12 protein-coding genes and 2 pseudogenes are annotated in these 13994 nt (G+C 62.3%); 10 read left to right on the top strand and 4 right to left on the bottom strand.

All coding sequences use genetic code 11. The annotated features are described in order from the left end of the window. The first annotated feature begins 1 nt into the window (after position 1). Genes AC0L3N_RS11050 through AC0L3N_RS11035 form a run of 4 tightly spaced genes read left to right on the top strand, consistent with a single transcriptional unit; the run spans position 2 to position 4445 of the window. Positions 2 to 1264 (top strand): ABC transporter substrate-binding protein, encoded by a 1263-nt coding sequence (locus AC0L3N_RS11050; RefSeq protein WP_473547649.1) that lies wholly within the window; start codon positions 2 to 4, stop codon positions 1262 to 1264. A 15-nt stretch (positions 1265 to 1279) separates the two neighbouring features. Further along, the gene (locus AC0L3N_RS11045; protein ID WP_473547648.1) at positions 1280 to 2305 is read left to right on the top strand and encodes a carbohydrate ABC transporter permease; all 1026 of its coding nucleotides are present in this window, start codon (positions 1280 to 1282) and stop codon (positions 2303 to 2305) included. Then, positions 2302 to 3354, top strand: a complete 1053-nt coding sequence (locus AC0L3N_RS11040) for a carbohydrate ABC transporter permease (RefSeq protein WP_473547647.1) — start codon at positions 2302 to 2304, stop codon at positions 3352 to 3354. The genes AC0L3N_RS11045 and AC0L3N_RS11040 overlap by 4 nt, the downstream gene beginning before the upstream one ends. Before the next feature lie 8 nt (positions 3355 to 3362). Next, entirely contained in the window at positions 3363 to 4445 is a 1083-nt protein-coding gene (locus AC0L3N_RS11035) for an ABC transporter ATP-binding protein (protein WP_473547646.1), read from the top strand. A 198-nt stretch (positions 4446 to 4643) separates the two neighbouring features. On the opposite strand, the gene AC0L3N_RS11030 is transcribed toward AC0L3N_RS11035, so the two are convergent. Beyond that, complete coding sequence (locus AC0L3N_RS11030) at positions 4644 to 4799, bottom strand: YjiS-like domain-containing protein (protein WP_473547645.1); 156 nt, start codon at positions 4797 to 4799, stop codon at positions 4644 to 4646. Here AC0L3N_RS11030 and AC0L3N_RS11025 point away from each other — a divergent pair. The 3 genes from AC0L3N_RS11025 (at position 4798) to AC0L3N_RS11015 (ending at position 6415) form a co-directional block, all read left to right on the top strand. Then, on the top strand, positions 4798 to 5058 hold the full coding sequence (locus AC0L3N_RS11025; protein WP_473547644.1) for a hypothetical protein: 261 nt from the start codon (positions 4798 to 4800) through the stop codon (positions 5056 to 5058). The genes AC0L3N_RS11030 and AC0L3N_RS11025 overlap by 2 nt on opposite strands. A 2-nt stretch (positions 5059 to 5060) precedes the next feature. Next, positions 5061 to 5903, top strand: a complete 843-nt coding sequence (locus tag AC0L3N_RS11020; protein WP_473547643.1) for a LysR family transcriptional regulator — start codon at positions 5061 to 5063, stop codon at positions 5901 to 5903. Positions 5904 to 6163: 260 nt separating this feature from the next. Next, a complete protein-coding gene (locus AC0L3N_RS11015) occupies positions 6164 to 6415 on the top strand; it encodes a DUF6074 family protein (protein WP_473547642.1) in 252 nt (83 codons plus the stop codon). A gap of 239 nt (positions 6416 to 6654) precedes the next feature. On the opposite strand, the gene AC0L3N_RS11010 is transcribed toward AC0L3N_RS11015, so the two are convergent. Further along, a complete protein-coding gene (locus tag AC0L3N_RS11010; RefSeq protein ID WP_473547641.1) occupies positions 6655 to 7920 on the bottom strand; it encodes a calcium-binding protein in 1266 nt (421 codons plus the stop codon). A gap of 483 nt (positions 7921 to 8403) precedes the next feature. Beyond that, positions 8404 to 8625, bottom strand: a complete 222-nt coding sequence (locus AC0L3N_RS11005) for a hypothetical protein (protein WP_473547640.1) — start codon at positions 8623 to 8625, stop codon at positions 8404 to 8406. A gap of 61 nt (positions 8626 to 8686) precedes the next feature. Between AC0L3N_RS11005 and scpB the strand changes: the two are divergent. The 3 genes and pseudogenes from scpB to AC0L3N_RS10990 all read left to right on the top strand — a co-directional run. Then, positions 8687 to 9032: pseudogene (scpB, locus tag AC0L3N_RS11000) on the top strand (SMC-Scp complex subunit ScpB); the annotation flags it as partial. A gap of 406 nt (positions 9033 to 9438) precedes the next feature. After that, positions 9439 to 10602, top strand: coding sequence for an efflux RND transporter periplasmic adaptor subunit (locus tag AC0L3N_RS10995; protein WP_473547639.1), 1164 nt, complete (start codon positions 9439 to 9441; stop codon positions 10600 to 10602). Next, positions 10599 to 13781 carry an efflux RND transporter permease subunit gene (locus tag AC0L3N_RS10990; protein WP_473547638.1) on the top strand — a complete coding sequence of 1061 codons (3183 nt, stop codon included), beginning with the start codon at positions 10599 to 10601 and terminating at the stop codon, positions 13779 to 13781. The genes AC0L3N_RS10995 and AC0L3N_RS10990 overlap by 4 nt, the downstream gene beginning before the upstream one ends. A 25-nt stretch (positions 13782 to 13806) precedes the next feature. Here the strand turns inward: AC0L3N_RS10990 and AC0L3N_RS10985 are convergent. Then, positions 13807 to 13994 (bottom strand): annotated as a pseudogene (locus AC0L3N_RS10985) (DUF429 domain-containing protein); the annotation flags it as partial.

The following is a 13994-nucleotide window of genomic DNA, read 5'->3' as shown; positions in this document are numbered from 1 at the left end:
CATGAGAATGAATTCGATAATCCTGGGCCTTTCGGCTGGCCTTCTGTCGTCGACCGCGTTCGCAGGCGACGTTCGGGTGATGTGGTACTCGGACGGTGTCGAGGGCGAGGTGATACAGGACCTGCTCAACCGCTTCATGAAAGACAATCCGGACATCAACGTCATTCTCGACAACGTCGCCTACAAGGTTGTCCAGGAGCAGCTTCCGGTCGAACTCGAGGCAGAACGGGGTCCCGATATCGCCCGCGTCACCAACATCAAGGAACTCGCCGATCATTGGCTCGACCTGACGCCTGTGGTTGCCGATCCAGCATACTGGCAGACGAATTTCGGCGACCAGTTCGACTGGATGCGCCCTGACGGTTCCAAGGTCATTCCGGGCTTCATGACCCAGATCACGCTGACCGGCGGCTTCGTCAACAAGACGCTTTTCGAACAGGCCGGCGTGCCGATCCCGGCCGACACCGCAACCTGGGACGAATGGATCGATGCCGCCGGCAAGGTGCAGCAGAGCCAGCAGCTCAATGCTGCCTTTGCCATCGATCGCAGCGGCCATCGTATCTCGGCGGCGAACATTTCTTATGGCGCCAATTACATCGGCGGTGATCGACTGCCGGCGCCGATCGACGCCGGCACGAAAGCGTTCGCCGAAAAGCTGGTCAATTGGGTTGCCGACGGCCGCATGAACAAGGAGATCTGGGTGTCGGCGTCGGGCACCACCTATCGCGCCGGGGCCGACGACTTCATCAATGGGCAGATTGCCTACTACTATTCGGGCAGCTGGCAGGTCGCCAACCTCGCCAGCAAGATCGGCAAGAACTTCGACTGGGTGGCGACGGGCTCGCCGTGCGGCACCGCCGCCTGCACCGGCATGCCGGGTGGCGCCGCGCTGGTCGCCATCAAATACACGAAGAACGCCGCTGAAGTCGGCAAGGTGATGGACTTCCTGGGCCGCGAGGACATCATGCGCGAATTCACCGAGCGCACCCTGTTCCTGCCCGCACACAAGGGCGTTCTCGCCGGCAAGATCGATTACAAGACCGATGACGAGAACGTCAAGGCGTCGCTCGAAGCCTTCCTGGGGGCGTCGGGCAAGATCGCGCCGAATGCCGCCGCCCTGCCGGCATGGAAATGGGGAACTCCGGTTTATGGCGCGCTGGTGACCCGCATCAGTCAGGTCATGGCCGGCGAGCTGAAGCTCGACGAGGCTTTCGTCCGCATCGACGAGGACATCAAGTCACAGGTGGCCGAGGCATCGAAGTAGCGTCGCGGCAGTGTCATGGCAGACGTCCGAAACGGCATAGCAACCCGCGCCGGCGCCATGATCCTGGCGCCGGTCGGCTGGCTTGCGAATATTTTCGATGCGCCACTGCGCATGTTGCAGCGGCGCACGGGCAGCAATGGCATGGCCGTGTTCTTCCTGGCGCCGAACATGCTGGTGTTCGGCATATTCGTGCTGTTTCCGCTGGTCATCAACATCCTCTATTCGATGACCGGTGGCGGGGCGCTGTTCCTCGGCGACCGCACCTTCGTCGGCGCCGATCAGTATGGGCGGCTGTTCAGTTGCGGCAGCTATCTCGATCCGAAGAGCTGCACCGAGGACCTGTTCTGGATCGCGGTTTGGAACACCCTGGCCTTCGTCGTGCTGCAAGTGGCGATGATGGTCGCCGTAGCGCTTGTCACCGCGCTCGTGCTCAACCGTGAGTTGCGTGTGCGCAGTTTCTGGCGCGCCGTGTTCTTCTTCCCGGTGCTTTTGTCGCCGGTCGTGGTCGGTCTCATCTGGCGCTGGATCCTGCAGCGGCAGGGACTGCTCAACCTGATGGTGTTCGAGGCCGGCGGGACCCCGGTCAACTGGCTGGTGGAGCGCAACTGGGCCTTCACGGCGACGATCATGGTGTCGGTCTGGGCCCATGTCGGCTTCTATGCGCTGATCCTTCTCGCCGGGCTTCAGGCCATTCCGAAAGACCTCTATGAAGCCGCCGAGATGGACGGCACCCGGCCGATGCGCGTCTTCTGGCGCATAACGCTGCCCTTGCTGGCGCCCAACCTGCTGGTCGTGCTGGTGCTGACACTCATCCGCGCCGTGCAGATATTCGACGAGGTCTATGTGCTGACCGGCGGCGGTCCCGGCACCAGCACGCTGTTCCTCACCCAGTACATCTACGAGGTCGGCTTCGCCTCGCTGCTGCGCAATCCGGGGCTCGCCTCCGCAGCCTCGATCCTCATGGGAGCGGTGCTGGTCGTGCTGACCTTGATCCAGCTGGGCATCGCAAGGCGCAACGAGCAGCGGGGCAAAATGCGATGAGCAGGGTTGCGGAATTTCTGTTCCGCCGGCGCGGCGGCGCCGGCTGGCACTGGACGGACGTTTTCACCTGGTTCTGGCTGATCGGCGGGCTGCTTGTCATGTTCGGCCCGGCGCTCTGGCTGGTCAACTCGTCGTTCAAGACGCCTGCGGCGCTGGCGGAGTTCCCGCCGACTATTTTGCCCTATGTCACCGCCGAAGCGATCGTGGAGGGTTACGAGAAGCCGCTGCAGCTATTCGAAGTGCGCAATGACGATGGCAGCGTGCGCGTGCTCGCCGAAGTGCGCCGCCTCGGCACCGTCGCGCAGATGGTCGATCCCGCCAACCCGGGCGAGATCATACGCGTCAACATCCGGAACCGTACGCCCAAGCGCAGCATCGCCTTCGCGCTCGATAATTATGTCCAGCCTTTCCTCGCCTTTGACTTCTTCCTCTACCTGCGCAACTCGGTCTTCGTCACCGTGGTCGCGACCCTGATTACGCTCCTGACCAATTCGATGGCTGCGTTCGCACTGTCGAAGTACAATTTTCGGGGACGTTCGGCTGTGATGATGCTCATCGTCGCGACGCTGATGGTGCCGCTCTCCGTCATTCTGGTGCCGCTCTATTCGGTCATCTCGGCAATGGGACTGTTCAACTCGTTATGGGGCGTGATCCTGCCCACAGTGGCGACGCCCACGGGCGTCTTCATGCTACGCCAGTACATGCTGACTATACCCGACGAACTGATCGAGGCAGCGCGCATGGACAAAGCGTCCGAATGGCAGATCTACTGGCGCATCATCCTGCCGCTGACCGCCCCAGCGCTGGCGGTGCTCGCGATCTTTTCCGTCGTCTGGCGCTGGAACGACTTCCTCTGGCCATTGATCGTTTTGTCGCGCAAGGAGGTCTATACGCTGCAGGTTGGTCTCAACACCTATGCCGGCGAACTCAACGTGCAGTGGCATTACATCCTGGCCATGACTGTCGTCACCATGATCCCGGTCGTGCTGGTGTTCATTTTCCTTCAGCGCTTCATCACCACCGGCATTGCCGGCTCCGGTCTGAAATAGAGGCTAGCATGAGCCAGATCACACTCACCGGCGTATCGAGGGCATTCGGCAAGATCGGCGTGCTGCACGACATAAATCTCGATATTCTTGACGGTGAGCTGATCGTCTTCGTCGGCCCCTCCGGCTGCGGCAAGTCCACATTGCTGCGGCTCATCGCCGGGCTTGACCGGCCGACAGGCGGCGCCATCGCGATCGATGGCAAGGATGTGACCACCGTTCCGGCCGCCGACAGGGGATTGGCGATGGTGTTCCAATCCTACGCGCTGTATCCGCACATGAGCGTGCGCCAGAACCTGGCCTTCGGACTGGAGAACGCCCGTATGGCGCGTGCCGAAATCGATGCGCGCATCGCCGAAGCCGCGCGGATGCTGGAAATCGCGCCGTATCTCGACCGGCGCCCCGGCCAGCTCTCCGGCGGCCAGCGCCAGCGCGTCGCGATCGGCCGCGCCATCGTGCGCAATCCAACCGCTTTCCTGCTTGACGAGCCGCTGTCCAATCTCGACGCCGAACTGCGCATCTCGACACGCGCCGAACTGGCCGCGCTGCACGAGCGGCTGTCGGCGACGATGGTCTATGTCACGCACGACCAGATCGAGGCGATGACGCTTGCCGACCGCATCGTCGTGCTGCGCGCCGGCCGCATCGAGCAGATTGGCACGCCGCTCGACCTCTACAATCATCCGGCCAATGTGTTCGTCGCCGGTTTCATCGGTGCACCGCGTATGAACCTCCTGCCGGTAAAGGTGGCACCCGGGCGCACTGGCCGGTCAAGCCTCACGCTGGACGGTTCAGCTGGATTCGAGATCGACGGGACTGTCAGCGCGGCCAATGGCGACGTGACGCTCGGGCTGCGGCCGCATCACATCGGCCTCGCCGACGCCGGCAAGGGAGACATTGCGGCGCGCGTCGCGCTGGTCGAAGCCCTCGGCTCCGAGACAATCGTCCACACCAAGACAAGCGGCGGCCAGACCATGCTCGCGGTTGTCGCCGGACAATGTCCGGTGGCTTCAGGCGATACGGTGGATCTGAAGTTCGATACCAGCCATCTGCATCTTTTCGATAGCACCGGCGTGCGCATCGCTGTGAGTTAGAAGTCGGCTAATCCGTCCAGGATGGCGTTGGACGATGACTGGGCGTCCCGGCATTGCCCTGGATCGCGTTCGTGCGAGAACAATCAAACTGGGCGCTGCAGCGCTAGCGAAGCTCGATTGGCCGGCTTCAGCGCTAAGTTGGTAAGAGGGGCAAAGTCGTGGCGAGGGCTGCTCCATCATCTGCATGCCCCGCCTCTCTCAACGACGCAGGCTGGCGTTGCGGGCATGCTCGCGGATCTCCTCGCGAGAAATGCCAGCGTCCGCCAGTGTGCTGTCTGGGGCCTGCCTCAAGCTCGCAAGCGTCTGGCGATAGGCAAGCCAGCGGGCGAAACGGTGTCGAAGTTTATACAACATGATCGTCTCCTTTGGCGCGCAGAATGCCCGCGCGCTTGGGTTGATCGAAAGCGCAAAGCATCTGCGCGAAGCGCTGCGCGATCGAAAGGATTGCGCTGGCTTCTTCGCCAGCCGAGGCGCTTGTCACTGTCGCTCCAAGCAGGATTGTCCAACGCCTCCAATGCCTGCATACTTGCGCGTGATGCCCGCTTCGCGCTACAGCCACGGTCGCAACGAGTTTTTCATTTCTGCAAAATGGATATCGACTGGGACGATTTGAGGTTGTTTCTCGACGTTGCGCGGCTGGGTGGCTTGAGCGCAGCGACGGGAACCACGCGCCTCAGCGCAGCCACCCTTGGACGACGCGTCACCGCGCTCGAAAAGCAGATCGGCGAACCGCTGTTCGTGCGCCAGCAGACAGGCTACCGGCTGACCCCGGTCGGTGAAGAACTGCTGCGGCGCGCCGAAGACGTCGAGGCAGCAATGCAGTCGCTGACCCGCTGGCGCGAGGGGAACCTGCCCGACCGCATTGTCCGCGTGTCGGCCGGGCCATGGACCTCAGCCTTCGTTTCCGCCCATATCGGCGAGATCTGGACGGTCGATGACGGCATAAGGGTGGAGCTCGTCACCACCACCGACCGAGTCGACATCGGCCGCCGTGCCGCCGACATCGGCATCCGCAGCGAGCGCCCGACCGAGCAGTGGCTGGCCAGCCGTCAGAGCGGCAAGGTCGCCCACGCCATTTATTCCGGACGCCACCTGATCAACGGCATCGCCGCCGGGTTGTTCGTCGGCGTCACCGGCGAAGCGGCAAACATTGCCTCGGCGCGCTGGCTGCGTGCCCATCACGGCGACCGCATCGCCGTGCGCGGCAACAACACCCATTCGGTGCGCGAACTGGTGGCCGCCGGCGCCGGCCTTTCGATCTTTCCGTGCTTCGTCGGTGACAGCGATTCGCGGCTGGTTCGCGTCGCTCAGCCTATCCCCGAACTCGAAACCGACCAATGGATCGTCACCCATCACGAGGAACGTCACTCGCCGCCGGTACGAAAAGTCGCCGACCGGATTACCGCCTTGATGCGGGCGCACCAGCCGCTGTTTCGCGGCGAGACGCCGATCCGGTAAGCCTCAGGCGTCGATCGGCCGCCAGCTGAGCCGCATGCTGGCACTCATGCCGGACTCCTGCGCCGTCAGGCCTAGGCCGTAATACTTCAACAGGGACTCGAACTCGCCATGCCGCTGCGTCCAGCCGCTATTCGCGGCACCGACCATCGAGCCCAGCGGACGCTTAGTTCCATTGCTGACCACCGTCAAAAAGAGCGCTGTTAACCAAATTTTCTAACCCGCCAATGCTTATTCGCGCGACTGAAGGGGTGAGGTGATCGATGTGCGATTCAAACATAAGCGCATTTCCGCTGCATCGGCGGCGGAAATTGGTCGAAGGGATCGCCCTGGTCCTGGAAACCAAGAACGGGGAGGACGCGAACGCCTTCTGGCGCAACACCGCCAAGGCAATTCTCGTTCAACTATCCGAATCAGGAATTGCACCCGGGCTGGCCGAACAGGAAGTCGGAACGCTTCTTCATGCTGTCTTGGATGATATAGCCACCCGCAGTGCGGCGAAACTAGCACAATAGCATCGGCTGGCTCACGACGATGGATTGCCGCGTGGCACCACTGCATCCGTCAAATGCAAGGTTTCTCAATGCGGATGAAAAGATAGCCGCGTTCGTCGAAATCATGCCTCACCGTTGCAGACACCAGCATCAAGGGCTCCGATGAGCCCTGACGCCCCTTACTGCGCAATGGGAAGGGAAATCCTGCGCATGGGCGCGATCACGCCCGGTCTATGTAGCTGCGCCCCCACCATGCGCGCCTATGACACGAAGAAGTCGTCCACTGTGAGGAATGTGCTCGGGTCCAGGGCGGCAAACTTGACAGTCGCCGCTCCTCCTGCCCCGTCCACATCGAACAGCAGATCGCCGGTCTGCTTGTCGTAAATGATGTGGTCATTGTCATCGATGGCGTGCTTGCCGACAACGAAAACCGCAGCGGAAAGCGAGCCGGCCGACAGCCCGACGAATGCGGAGCTGTCCAGCCAGAACACATCGTCGAGCGCATTGAAGTCTTCTAGCCCGTCGTAGTTCGCCGGCCCAAGTGCGTCGAACACGAAGACATCCCTGCCCGCGTCGCCGGCCAGCCAGTCGCGGCCAGCGCCGCCATTGAGGATGTCGTCGCCAGCACCACCTCGCATGTCGTCGGAGCCGGCGCCGCCGTCGAGGACGTCGTCGCCAGTGTCACCGCGGACGCCGTCTGCGCCCTCACCACCGCTGATCTCGTCATCGCCAGCGCCGCCCTTCAGCCAATCGGTGCCCGCGCCTCCAATGATGTCGTCGGCGCCGGCGCCGCCGAACAGCTGGTCGTGGCCGGCACCGCCGTCGAGCGTATCGTTGAACGGGGTGCCGCTGATGCGGTCGCCCCCGCCCAGCGCGGCGATGAGCACGGCATGATCATGGCTTGCGTAGCTCGCGATGTTTTTGGCGTCGGTCAGGGTAATGGATTCGGCCGGCGGAGTGACGGTGATCGTAATCGTCGCCACATTGCTGTTGCCCTGGCCGTCCGTAGCGTAAACCGTAAAGCTGTCGGTGCCGATGAAGCCGGCCTCCGGTGTGTAGTCGAACAGGTTTCCGCTCAGAAAATCCGCATGATAGTGCAGGGTAGTGCCATAATGACCCTGGTGAAACGGGTAGTAGTTACCGTCGAAACTCGTCTCCTGCTCTAGGGTGCCGCTGTCCGGCCCGTCCAAGACGATAAAGTTCAAGAGATCGTAGTCGGCATCTGTCGCGCTGAACTTGACGTCGTCGAGAGATTGCGCCTGCGAAATCGACAATTCCAGGTCGGCAACGGTGGGCGCGTGATTAACGAAGGTGTCGGACTGAAGCACGCCCCCTTTCAAGATGATCTGGTGCTGACCGTATTGGGTGTTTTCGCCGCCGAAATATTCGTTCGCCCCGATCCATGTCACCGTGAGGTCGTCGGGGCTGTCGGCGCTGATCGAGACGATCCGGACCGACTGGAAGGCCGCCTGGTCGGACACGGTGCGGAGAAAATTGCCTTCGTTGTCGAAGACCTGCGTTTCCACAGTTGTCCAGGTTTCGGTCCTGCCCTCGTGGGTGAAACTGGTGATGGTGAAGAAGCCGTCGAAGACATCGACCGAAGCTAGTTCGATCCCACCGAAAGGGAAATCCGGCTTTGCGCCTATCGGTCCGATTACGTCGCCGTCTGTTTCCGTAATGCTGAAAAGGACCGAGTCAGGGGTCGGATTGGGATTCTCGGGTTCGTTCCATACGATGAGTTCACTGCCATTGCTTAAGGTCGGCATCTTCCTTGCCTTTGCGCCTGGACGTGCTGCGGATGGCCCCAATTCCAACAGTAACATGTTACGCGAGACGGATCGGTGACAAACCCAACCGCCCTCCGCCTTCTTCGAATGTGGTTAATTCAGTTTCTCGGGCGCGGAGTGAGCATGCCCAACTGTCTGATTGGATGGAGGAGCGGGGGCTTTCCGCCGACAAAACTCGGGTGGCCTTCACCATTCTCTGGGACTTCGTCCCGCTACACTTTCTCATTGAACGACGGCGACGCTGCGCAAAAACTGCTCGCCTCCCAGCACGATGAAAGACACGACCGTCATCATCAGGCCACGTTGGAAGCGTGCCTGCTTTATGATCCTGACGCGTGACGTTTTCAGCAGTTCGGTGGCCAGAACAGAAGTCCAGTCCGACCTCAAGACTTGGTACATCAGGTCACGGACATCGGCAAAGTAGCTGGGGTCGACATAGTACACCGGTGGGACCTTGAAACCATGAGACGTCTTGCCATTGAATTCGCATCACGCCGCTTGTGGGGACGTGCTGGTGCTGATGTGCATCGCTTACTTTCAGCCGATTACGCGCGCCGAACTGTCGTCCTTCTTCAGGAAGGAGATTTCTCGCGATCTGATCGGCCATCTGCGCGGGGCGAAGCTGATCGCTTCGGGCCCGCGCAGCCCGACGCCAGGCGCGCCATACACCTACGTTACGACAAAAGAATTCCTGCTGGAGTTCGGCCTCGACACGCTGCGGGATTTGCCGGATTTCGAGGCGCTTTGAAGATGCCGGGCTGCTGTCGAAGAAGAAGCTGCTGGCTGGTGACATCATGCCGGGATTTGAAGATATCGACGATAGTGGTGCGAGCATCGCGCTCGACGAATAGATGATCCCCATTTAGGACCGGAGAACCCAGGCGACCTCGCCGCTCGTCAGAATGAGAATCAGGTCGGGCCTCTATGCGAGAGCTTCCCTGTTCCTCCCGACAGAACCGCCGCACGTCGGGATGCGCAATGGCTTGTCAGATCCGCTTTAGCTCGAGCGCATGGCGATGCCTGCGCAGCGGATAAACGCGAGATGTATGTTCGCGCTGCCCGGTAGCCGCGTCCTTGTCAAGGTTGATGATGTTTGTTCTATAGCAAGCTGTCGGTTGTGGTGGTCAGTTCAAAAAATTGATTTGTGCGGCACACCCGCTGCCTAGATGTTACGGACTTCGCATGAAGAGCCGATTACGAGGGGTAACCATGGTTCACACTGCACGCCTCCGCCACGATTCTCTGGCCGCCCCCTCCATGAGAAACGTCCCTGCAAAATGGCTCGCCGCCGCGGCCTTCGCGGCGATCGGCTTGCTCGCGGCCCTGGCCGCACAGGCGCAGGAAGCGCCTCCCGCGCCCGTCGTCACGGTAGCCAAGCCGCTGGTGCGCGATATCGTCGAGGACGATGAGTTCGTCGGCCGTTTCGAAGCCGTCGACCAGGTTTCGCTGCGCTCCCGCGTCGGCGGCTATCTCGACCAGGTCCATTTCCAGGACGGTACGCTGGTCAAGCAGGGCGACCTCCTGTTCACCATCGACCAGCGGCCGTTCAAGGCGGCGCTGAACCAGGCGCAGGCGCAGGTCGACTCGGCCAAGACCCTGGTCGAATTCAGCAAGATGCAGTTCGAGCGCGCCGAGACCCTGTCGCGCGAAGGCAACATACCGGTTTCGACACTGGACGACCGCCGCCGCGAATATCTCGCCGCCCAGGCGCAACTGGACGGCGCGGAGGCGGCACTTGAAAACGCAAGTCTCGATCTCGAATTCACCGAGATCAAGGCGCCGTTTTCCGGCCGGGTCGACCGCCGGCTCATCTCGCCGGGCAATCTGGTGCAGGCCGACCAGACCGTGCTGACCACCATCGTCTCGATCGACCCGATCGACTTCTATTTCGACATCGATGAGCGGACCTACTTCGCTTATGCGCGCGACGCCCGCGAGCGCGGCGGCGTCATGCAGGAGGGCGCCGGCGGCGTCGAAGTTGTCGTCCGTGTCGCCGACCGTGATGTAGCGACGTTCAAGGGCAAGCTCGACTTCGCCGAGAACCGTCTGGACCAAGCTACCGGCACGATGCGGGCCAGGGCGCGCTTCGACAACAAGGACGGCGTGCTGCAGCCGGGCATGTTCGGCCGCATCAACGTGCCCGGCTCGCTGCCGCATCCGGGCGTGCTTCTGCCTGACGAGGCGATCGGCGCCGATCAGAACCGCCGCATCGTCTTCGTTGTCGACGAGGCAGGCCTGATCTCGGCCAAGCCGGTCCGCACCGGCCCGCGCATCGACGGCTATCGCGTTATCCGCGAGGGCCTCACCGGCGAAGAGACCGTGGTAATCAACGGGCTGGTGCGAGTGCGGCCGGGCGTCACCGTCAAGTCCGAGATGACCACGTTGCCGCCCAAGGTTGAAGCCGAAGGGCAGACGCAATGAACTTCGCCCATTTCTTCGTCAACCGCCCGATCTTCGCGGCGGTGCTGTCGATCGTGCTCGTGCTCGTCGGCGGCATCGCCTATACGCAGCTTCCGGTCGCGCAATATCCCGAAATCGCGCCACCGACCATCGTGGTGCGCGCCTCCTATCCGGGCGCCGACGCCGAGACGGTCGCCGCGACCGTGGCGACGCCGATCGAACAGGAAATCAACGGCGTCGAGCACATGCTCTACATGTCGTCCTATTCCTCCGGCGAAGGCTCGATGTCGCTCACCATCACCTTCCGCCCCGGCACCGACCTCGACGCGGCGCAGGTGCTGGTCCAGAACCGCGTCTCGATCGCCGAAGCGCGCCTGCCGGAAGAGGTGCGCCGGCTCGGCATCACCACGGCGAAAAGTTCGCCCGACCTGATGATGGTCATCCATATGCTGTCGCCCGACGACACATATGATCAGCTCTACGTCTCGAATTATGCGCGTTCGCGCGTGCGCGACGTCCTGCTGAGACTGGACGGCGTCGGCGACGTGCAGATCTTCGGCGAGCGCGAATATTCGCTGCGCGTCTGGCTCGACCCGGAAAAGCTGTCCGCCTACGGCATGACCGCAGGCGACGTAGTCCAGGCGCTGCGCGACCAGAACGTCCAGGTGTCGGGCGGCTCGATCGGCGCGCCGCCGATTGGCGACGGCTCGGCCTTCCAGTATACGGTCACCACGCAAGGGCGCTTCGAAGACGCGCGCGAATTCCGCTACATCATAGTCAAGTCGACCGAGGACGGCCGCTTGATCTCCCTGCAGGATGTGGCGCGCATAGAGCTCGGCGCCAGGGACTACATCACCAATTCCTATCTCAACAACAAGGCGGCGGTGGCGCTCGGCATCTTCCAGCGGCCGGGCACCAATGCCTTGGCCTCGGCGGAAGAAATCCAGAAGACCATCGCGGAGCTTTCGGAGGATTTCCCGGAGGGGCTGGCCTACGAGATCATCTACAATCCGACCGAGTTCATCGCCGAATCTATCAACGAGGTCTATGTCACCATCGCCGAGGCGATCCTGCTGGTGGTGATCGTCATCGTCGTGTTCCTGCAGTCATGGCGCATGGCCATCGTGCCGATCGTGGCGATACCGGTCTCGCTGATCGGCACACTTGCCGTGCTGCTCGCCTTCGGCTTCTCGCTCAACATGCTCACTCTGTTCGGGCTGGTGCTGGCGGTCGGCATCGTTGTCGACGACGCCATCGTGGTTGTGGAAAATATCGAGCGGAACATCCGGCTGGGGCTCGCTCCGCGCGCCGCTGCGCACAAGACCATGGATGAAGTGGGAAACGCGGTCCTCGCGATCTCGGTGGTGCTGATCTCCGTCTTCGTTCCTGCGGCTTTCATTCCCGGGATTTCCGGCCAGTTTTACCTGCAGTTCGCCATCACCATCGCGGTCTCCACCGCGATCTCCGCATTCAACTCGCTGACGCTTTCGCCGGCTCTCGCTGGCGTGCTTTTCAAGCCGCACATCGAGCAACATTCGAACTTCTTTCTGGCAAGGTTCGGCCGCGCTCTGGCAAACGGGTTCAACAATGGGTTCGACAGGATGGCGGACGGCTATGCGTGGCTGGTGCACAGACTGGTCGGCACGACTCTGGCGCTTGCCGCCATGCTGCTCGTCTTCGCAGGCCTGCTCTACGCGACCTATCACATGCTGCAGACGGTGCCGCGCGGCTTCATCCCGAACATGGACCAGGGTTATGCGATCGTCGTCGTGCAATTGCCGGATGGCTCTTCGCTCGCCCGAACGGACGCAGTTATCCAGAAGGCGTCGGATATCATCCGCGAGACGCCGGGGGTCGCCAACGCCGTCGCCTTCGCAGGATTCAACGGTGCGACATTCACCAACGCCAGCAATTCCGGCGTGATCTTCGCGCCATTCAAGAGCTTCGAGGAACGGCTCGAGAGCGGCGATACTTCCGACAAGATCATCGGCACGCTGTTTGGCAGCCTGCAAAGCATCCAGGAGGCCTTCATCATCGCGCTGCCGCCGCCGCCAGTGCGGGGCATCGGCAACTCCGGCGGCTTCAAGATGATGCTCCAGGAGCGCAACAGCGCCGACATGCGGCCGATTCTGGCGCTGGCCAACGAAATCGCCGGCAAGGCCAACCAGACGCCCGGGTTGATGGGCGTCTTCACCACCTTCTCGGCCTCCAGCCCGCAATTCTTCCTGGCGATCGACCGCGACAAGGCGCGCATGCTGAACGTGCCGATCCCCAACATCTTCGAGACGCTGTCGATCAATCTGGGCACCGCCTATGTCAACGATTTCAATGCCTTCGGTCGCGTCTACCAGGTGCGGGCGCAAGCCGACCAGGCTTTCCGCATCGATCGCGACGACATATTGAAGCTGAAGGTGCGCTCGGCGGCCGGCGACCTGGTGCCGCTCGGCACACTGATCGAGATCCGCGACGTCACCGGTCCCTCGCTCGTGCAACGCTACAACATGTACGTCTCCGTGCCGCTTCAGGGCAATGCAGCGCCGGGTGTCGCCACGGGCACCGCGCTCGACCTGATGGAGGGGATCGCAGCCGAATCGCTGCCGCAGGGCACTTCCTTCGAATGGACTGAACTCGCCTTCCAGGAGCGGCAGACCGGCAACACGGCGGTCTTCATCTTCGGCCTGTCGGTTCTGTTCGTCTTTCTGGCGCTCGCCGCGCTATACGAAAGCTGGATTACCCCCTTCGCCATCGTGCTTATCGTCCCGCTCAGCGTGCTGGCCGCCCTCTTGGGCGTCGCCTTCCGCGGTCTCGACAACAACATCCTCGTGCAGATCGGGCTGATCGTGCTCATCGGCCTGGCGGCGAAGAACGCGATCCTGATCGTCGAGTTCGCGCGCCAAGGTGAGGAGCGCGGCCTTGACGCCGTCGAGACGGCTGTCGAGGCCTGCCGGCTGCGGCTGCGGCCGATCCTGATGACGGCATTCGCCTTCATCCTGGGCGTGGTGCCGCTAGTGATCGCCAGCGGGCCTGGCGCGGAAATGCGCCAATCGCTCGGCACGGCCGTGTTCTCCGGCATGCTGGGCGTGACGTTGTTCGGCCTCTTCCTGACGCCGGTCTTCTACGTTGCTCTGCGCAGGACATTCCGGCGCAGGCGGCCTGAAGCCGGCCCGACCCTAGCTTCCGAGAGCGGCGCAGCCGAGTAGACGCCGAGCCGATGAGGCGCCGGGTTCAGGCTGGAGCCGGACCGACGGGTTCCTGGATCTCGCGGAGGGATGGATCGGCGATCCATCCCTCGAGCGGATCGAGATGTTCCGGCGCGCCGTATCGCTCGCTTCGCATAATGACGCCGTCCTTCCATTGGACCGCAACAGACCTTTGCAGTGACCGCTTCGCGGATCCTGTTCCTGTTGAAGGCG

The sequence above is a fragment of the Mesorhizobium sp. WSM4807 genome, from assembly GCF_055811615.1.
This window is presented reverse-complemented; position numbering and strand designations above follow the sequence as displayed.

Excerpts from the sequence above, each read along its gene's own strand:
- AC0L3N_RS11050 (WP_473547649.1), top strand. The coding sequence starts at position 2 with ATGAGAATGAATTCGATAATCCTGGGCCTTTCGGCTGGCCTTCTGTCG.
- AC0L3N_RS11045 (WP_473547648.1), top strand. The coding sequence starts at position 1,280 with ATGGCAGACGTCCGAAACGGCATAGCAACCCGCGCCGGCGCCATGATC.
- AC0L3N_RS11040 (WP_473547647.1), top strand. The coding sequence starts at position 2,302 with ATGAGCAGGGTTGCGGAATTTCTGTTCCGCCGGCGCGGCGGCGCCGGC.
- AC0L3N_RS11035 (WP_473547646.1), top strand. The coding sequence starts at position 3,363 with ATGAGCCAGATCACACTCACCGGCGTATCGAGGGCATTCGGCAAGATC.
- AC0L3N_RS11025 (WP_473547644.1), top strand. The coding sequence starts at position 4,798 with ATGATCGTCTCCTTTGGCGCGCAGAATGCCCGCGCGCTTGGGTTGATC.
- AC0L3N_RS11030 (WP_473547645.1), bottom strand. The coding sequence starts at position 4,799 with ATGTTGTATAAACTTCGACACCGTTTCGCCCGCTGGCTTGCCTATCGC.
- AC0L3N_RS11015 (WP_473547642.1), top strand. The coding sequence starts at position 6,164 with ATGTGCGATTCAAACATAAGCGCATTTCCGCTGCATCGGCGGCGGAAA.
- AC0L3N_RS10995 (WP_473547639.1), top strand. The coding sequence starts at position 9,439 with ATGAGAAACGTCCCTGCAAAATGGCTCGCCGCCGCGGCCTTCGCGGCG.
- AC0L3N_RS10990 (WP_473547638.1), top strand. The coding sequence starts at position 10,599 with ATGAACTTCGCCCATTTCTTCGTCAACCGCCCGATCTTCGCGGCGGTG.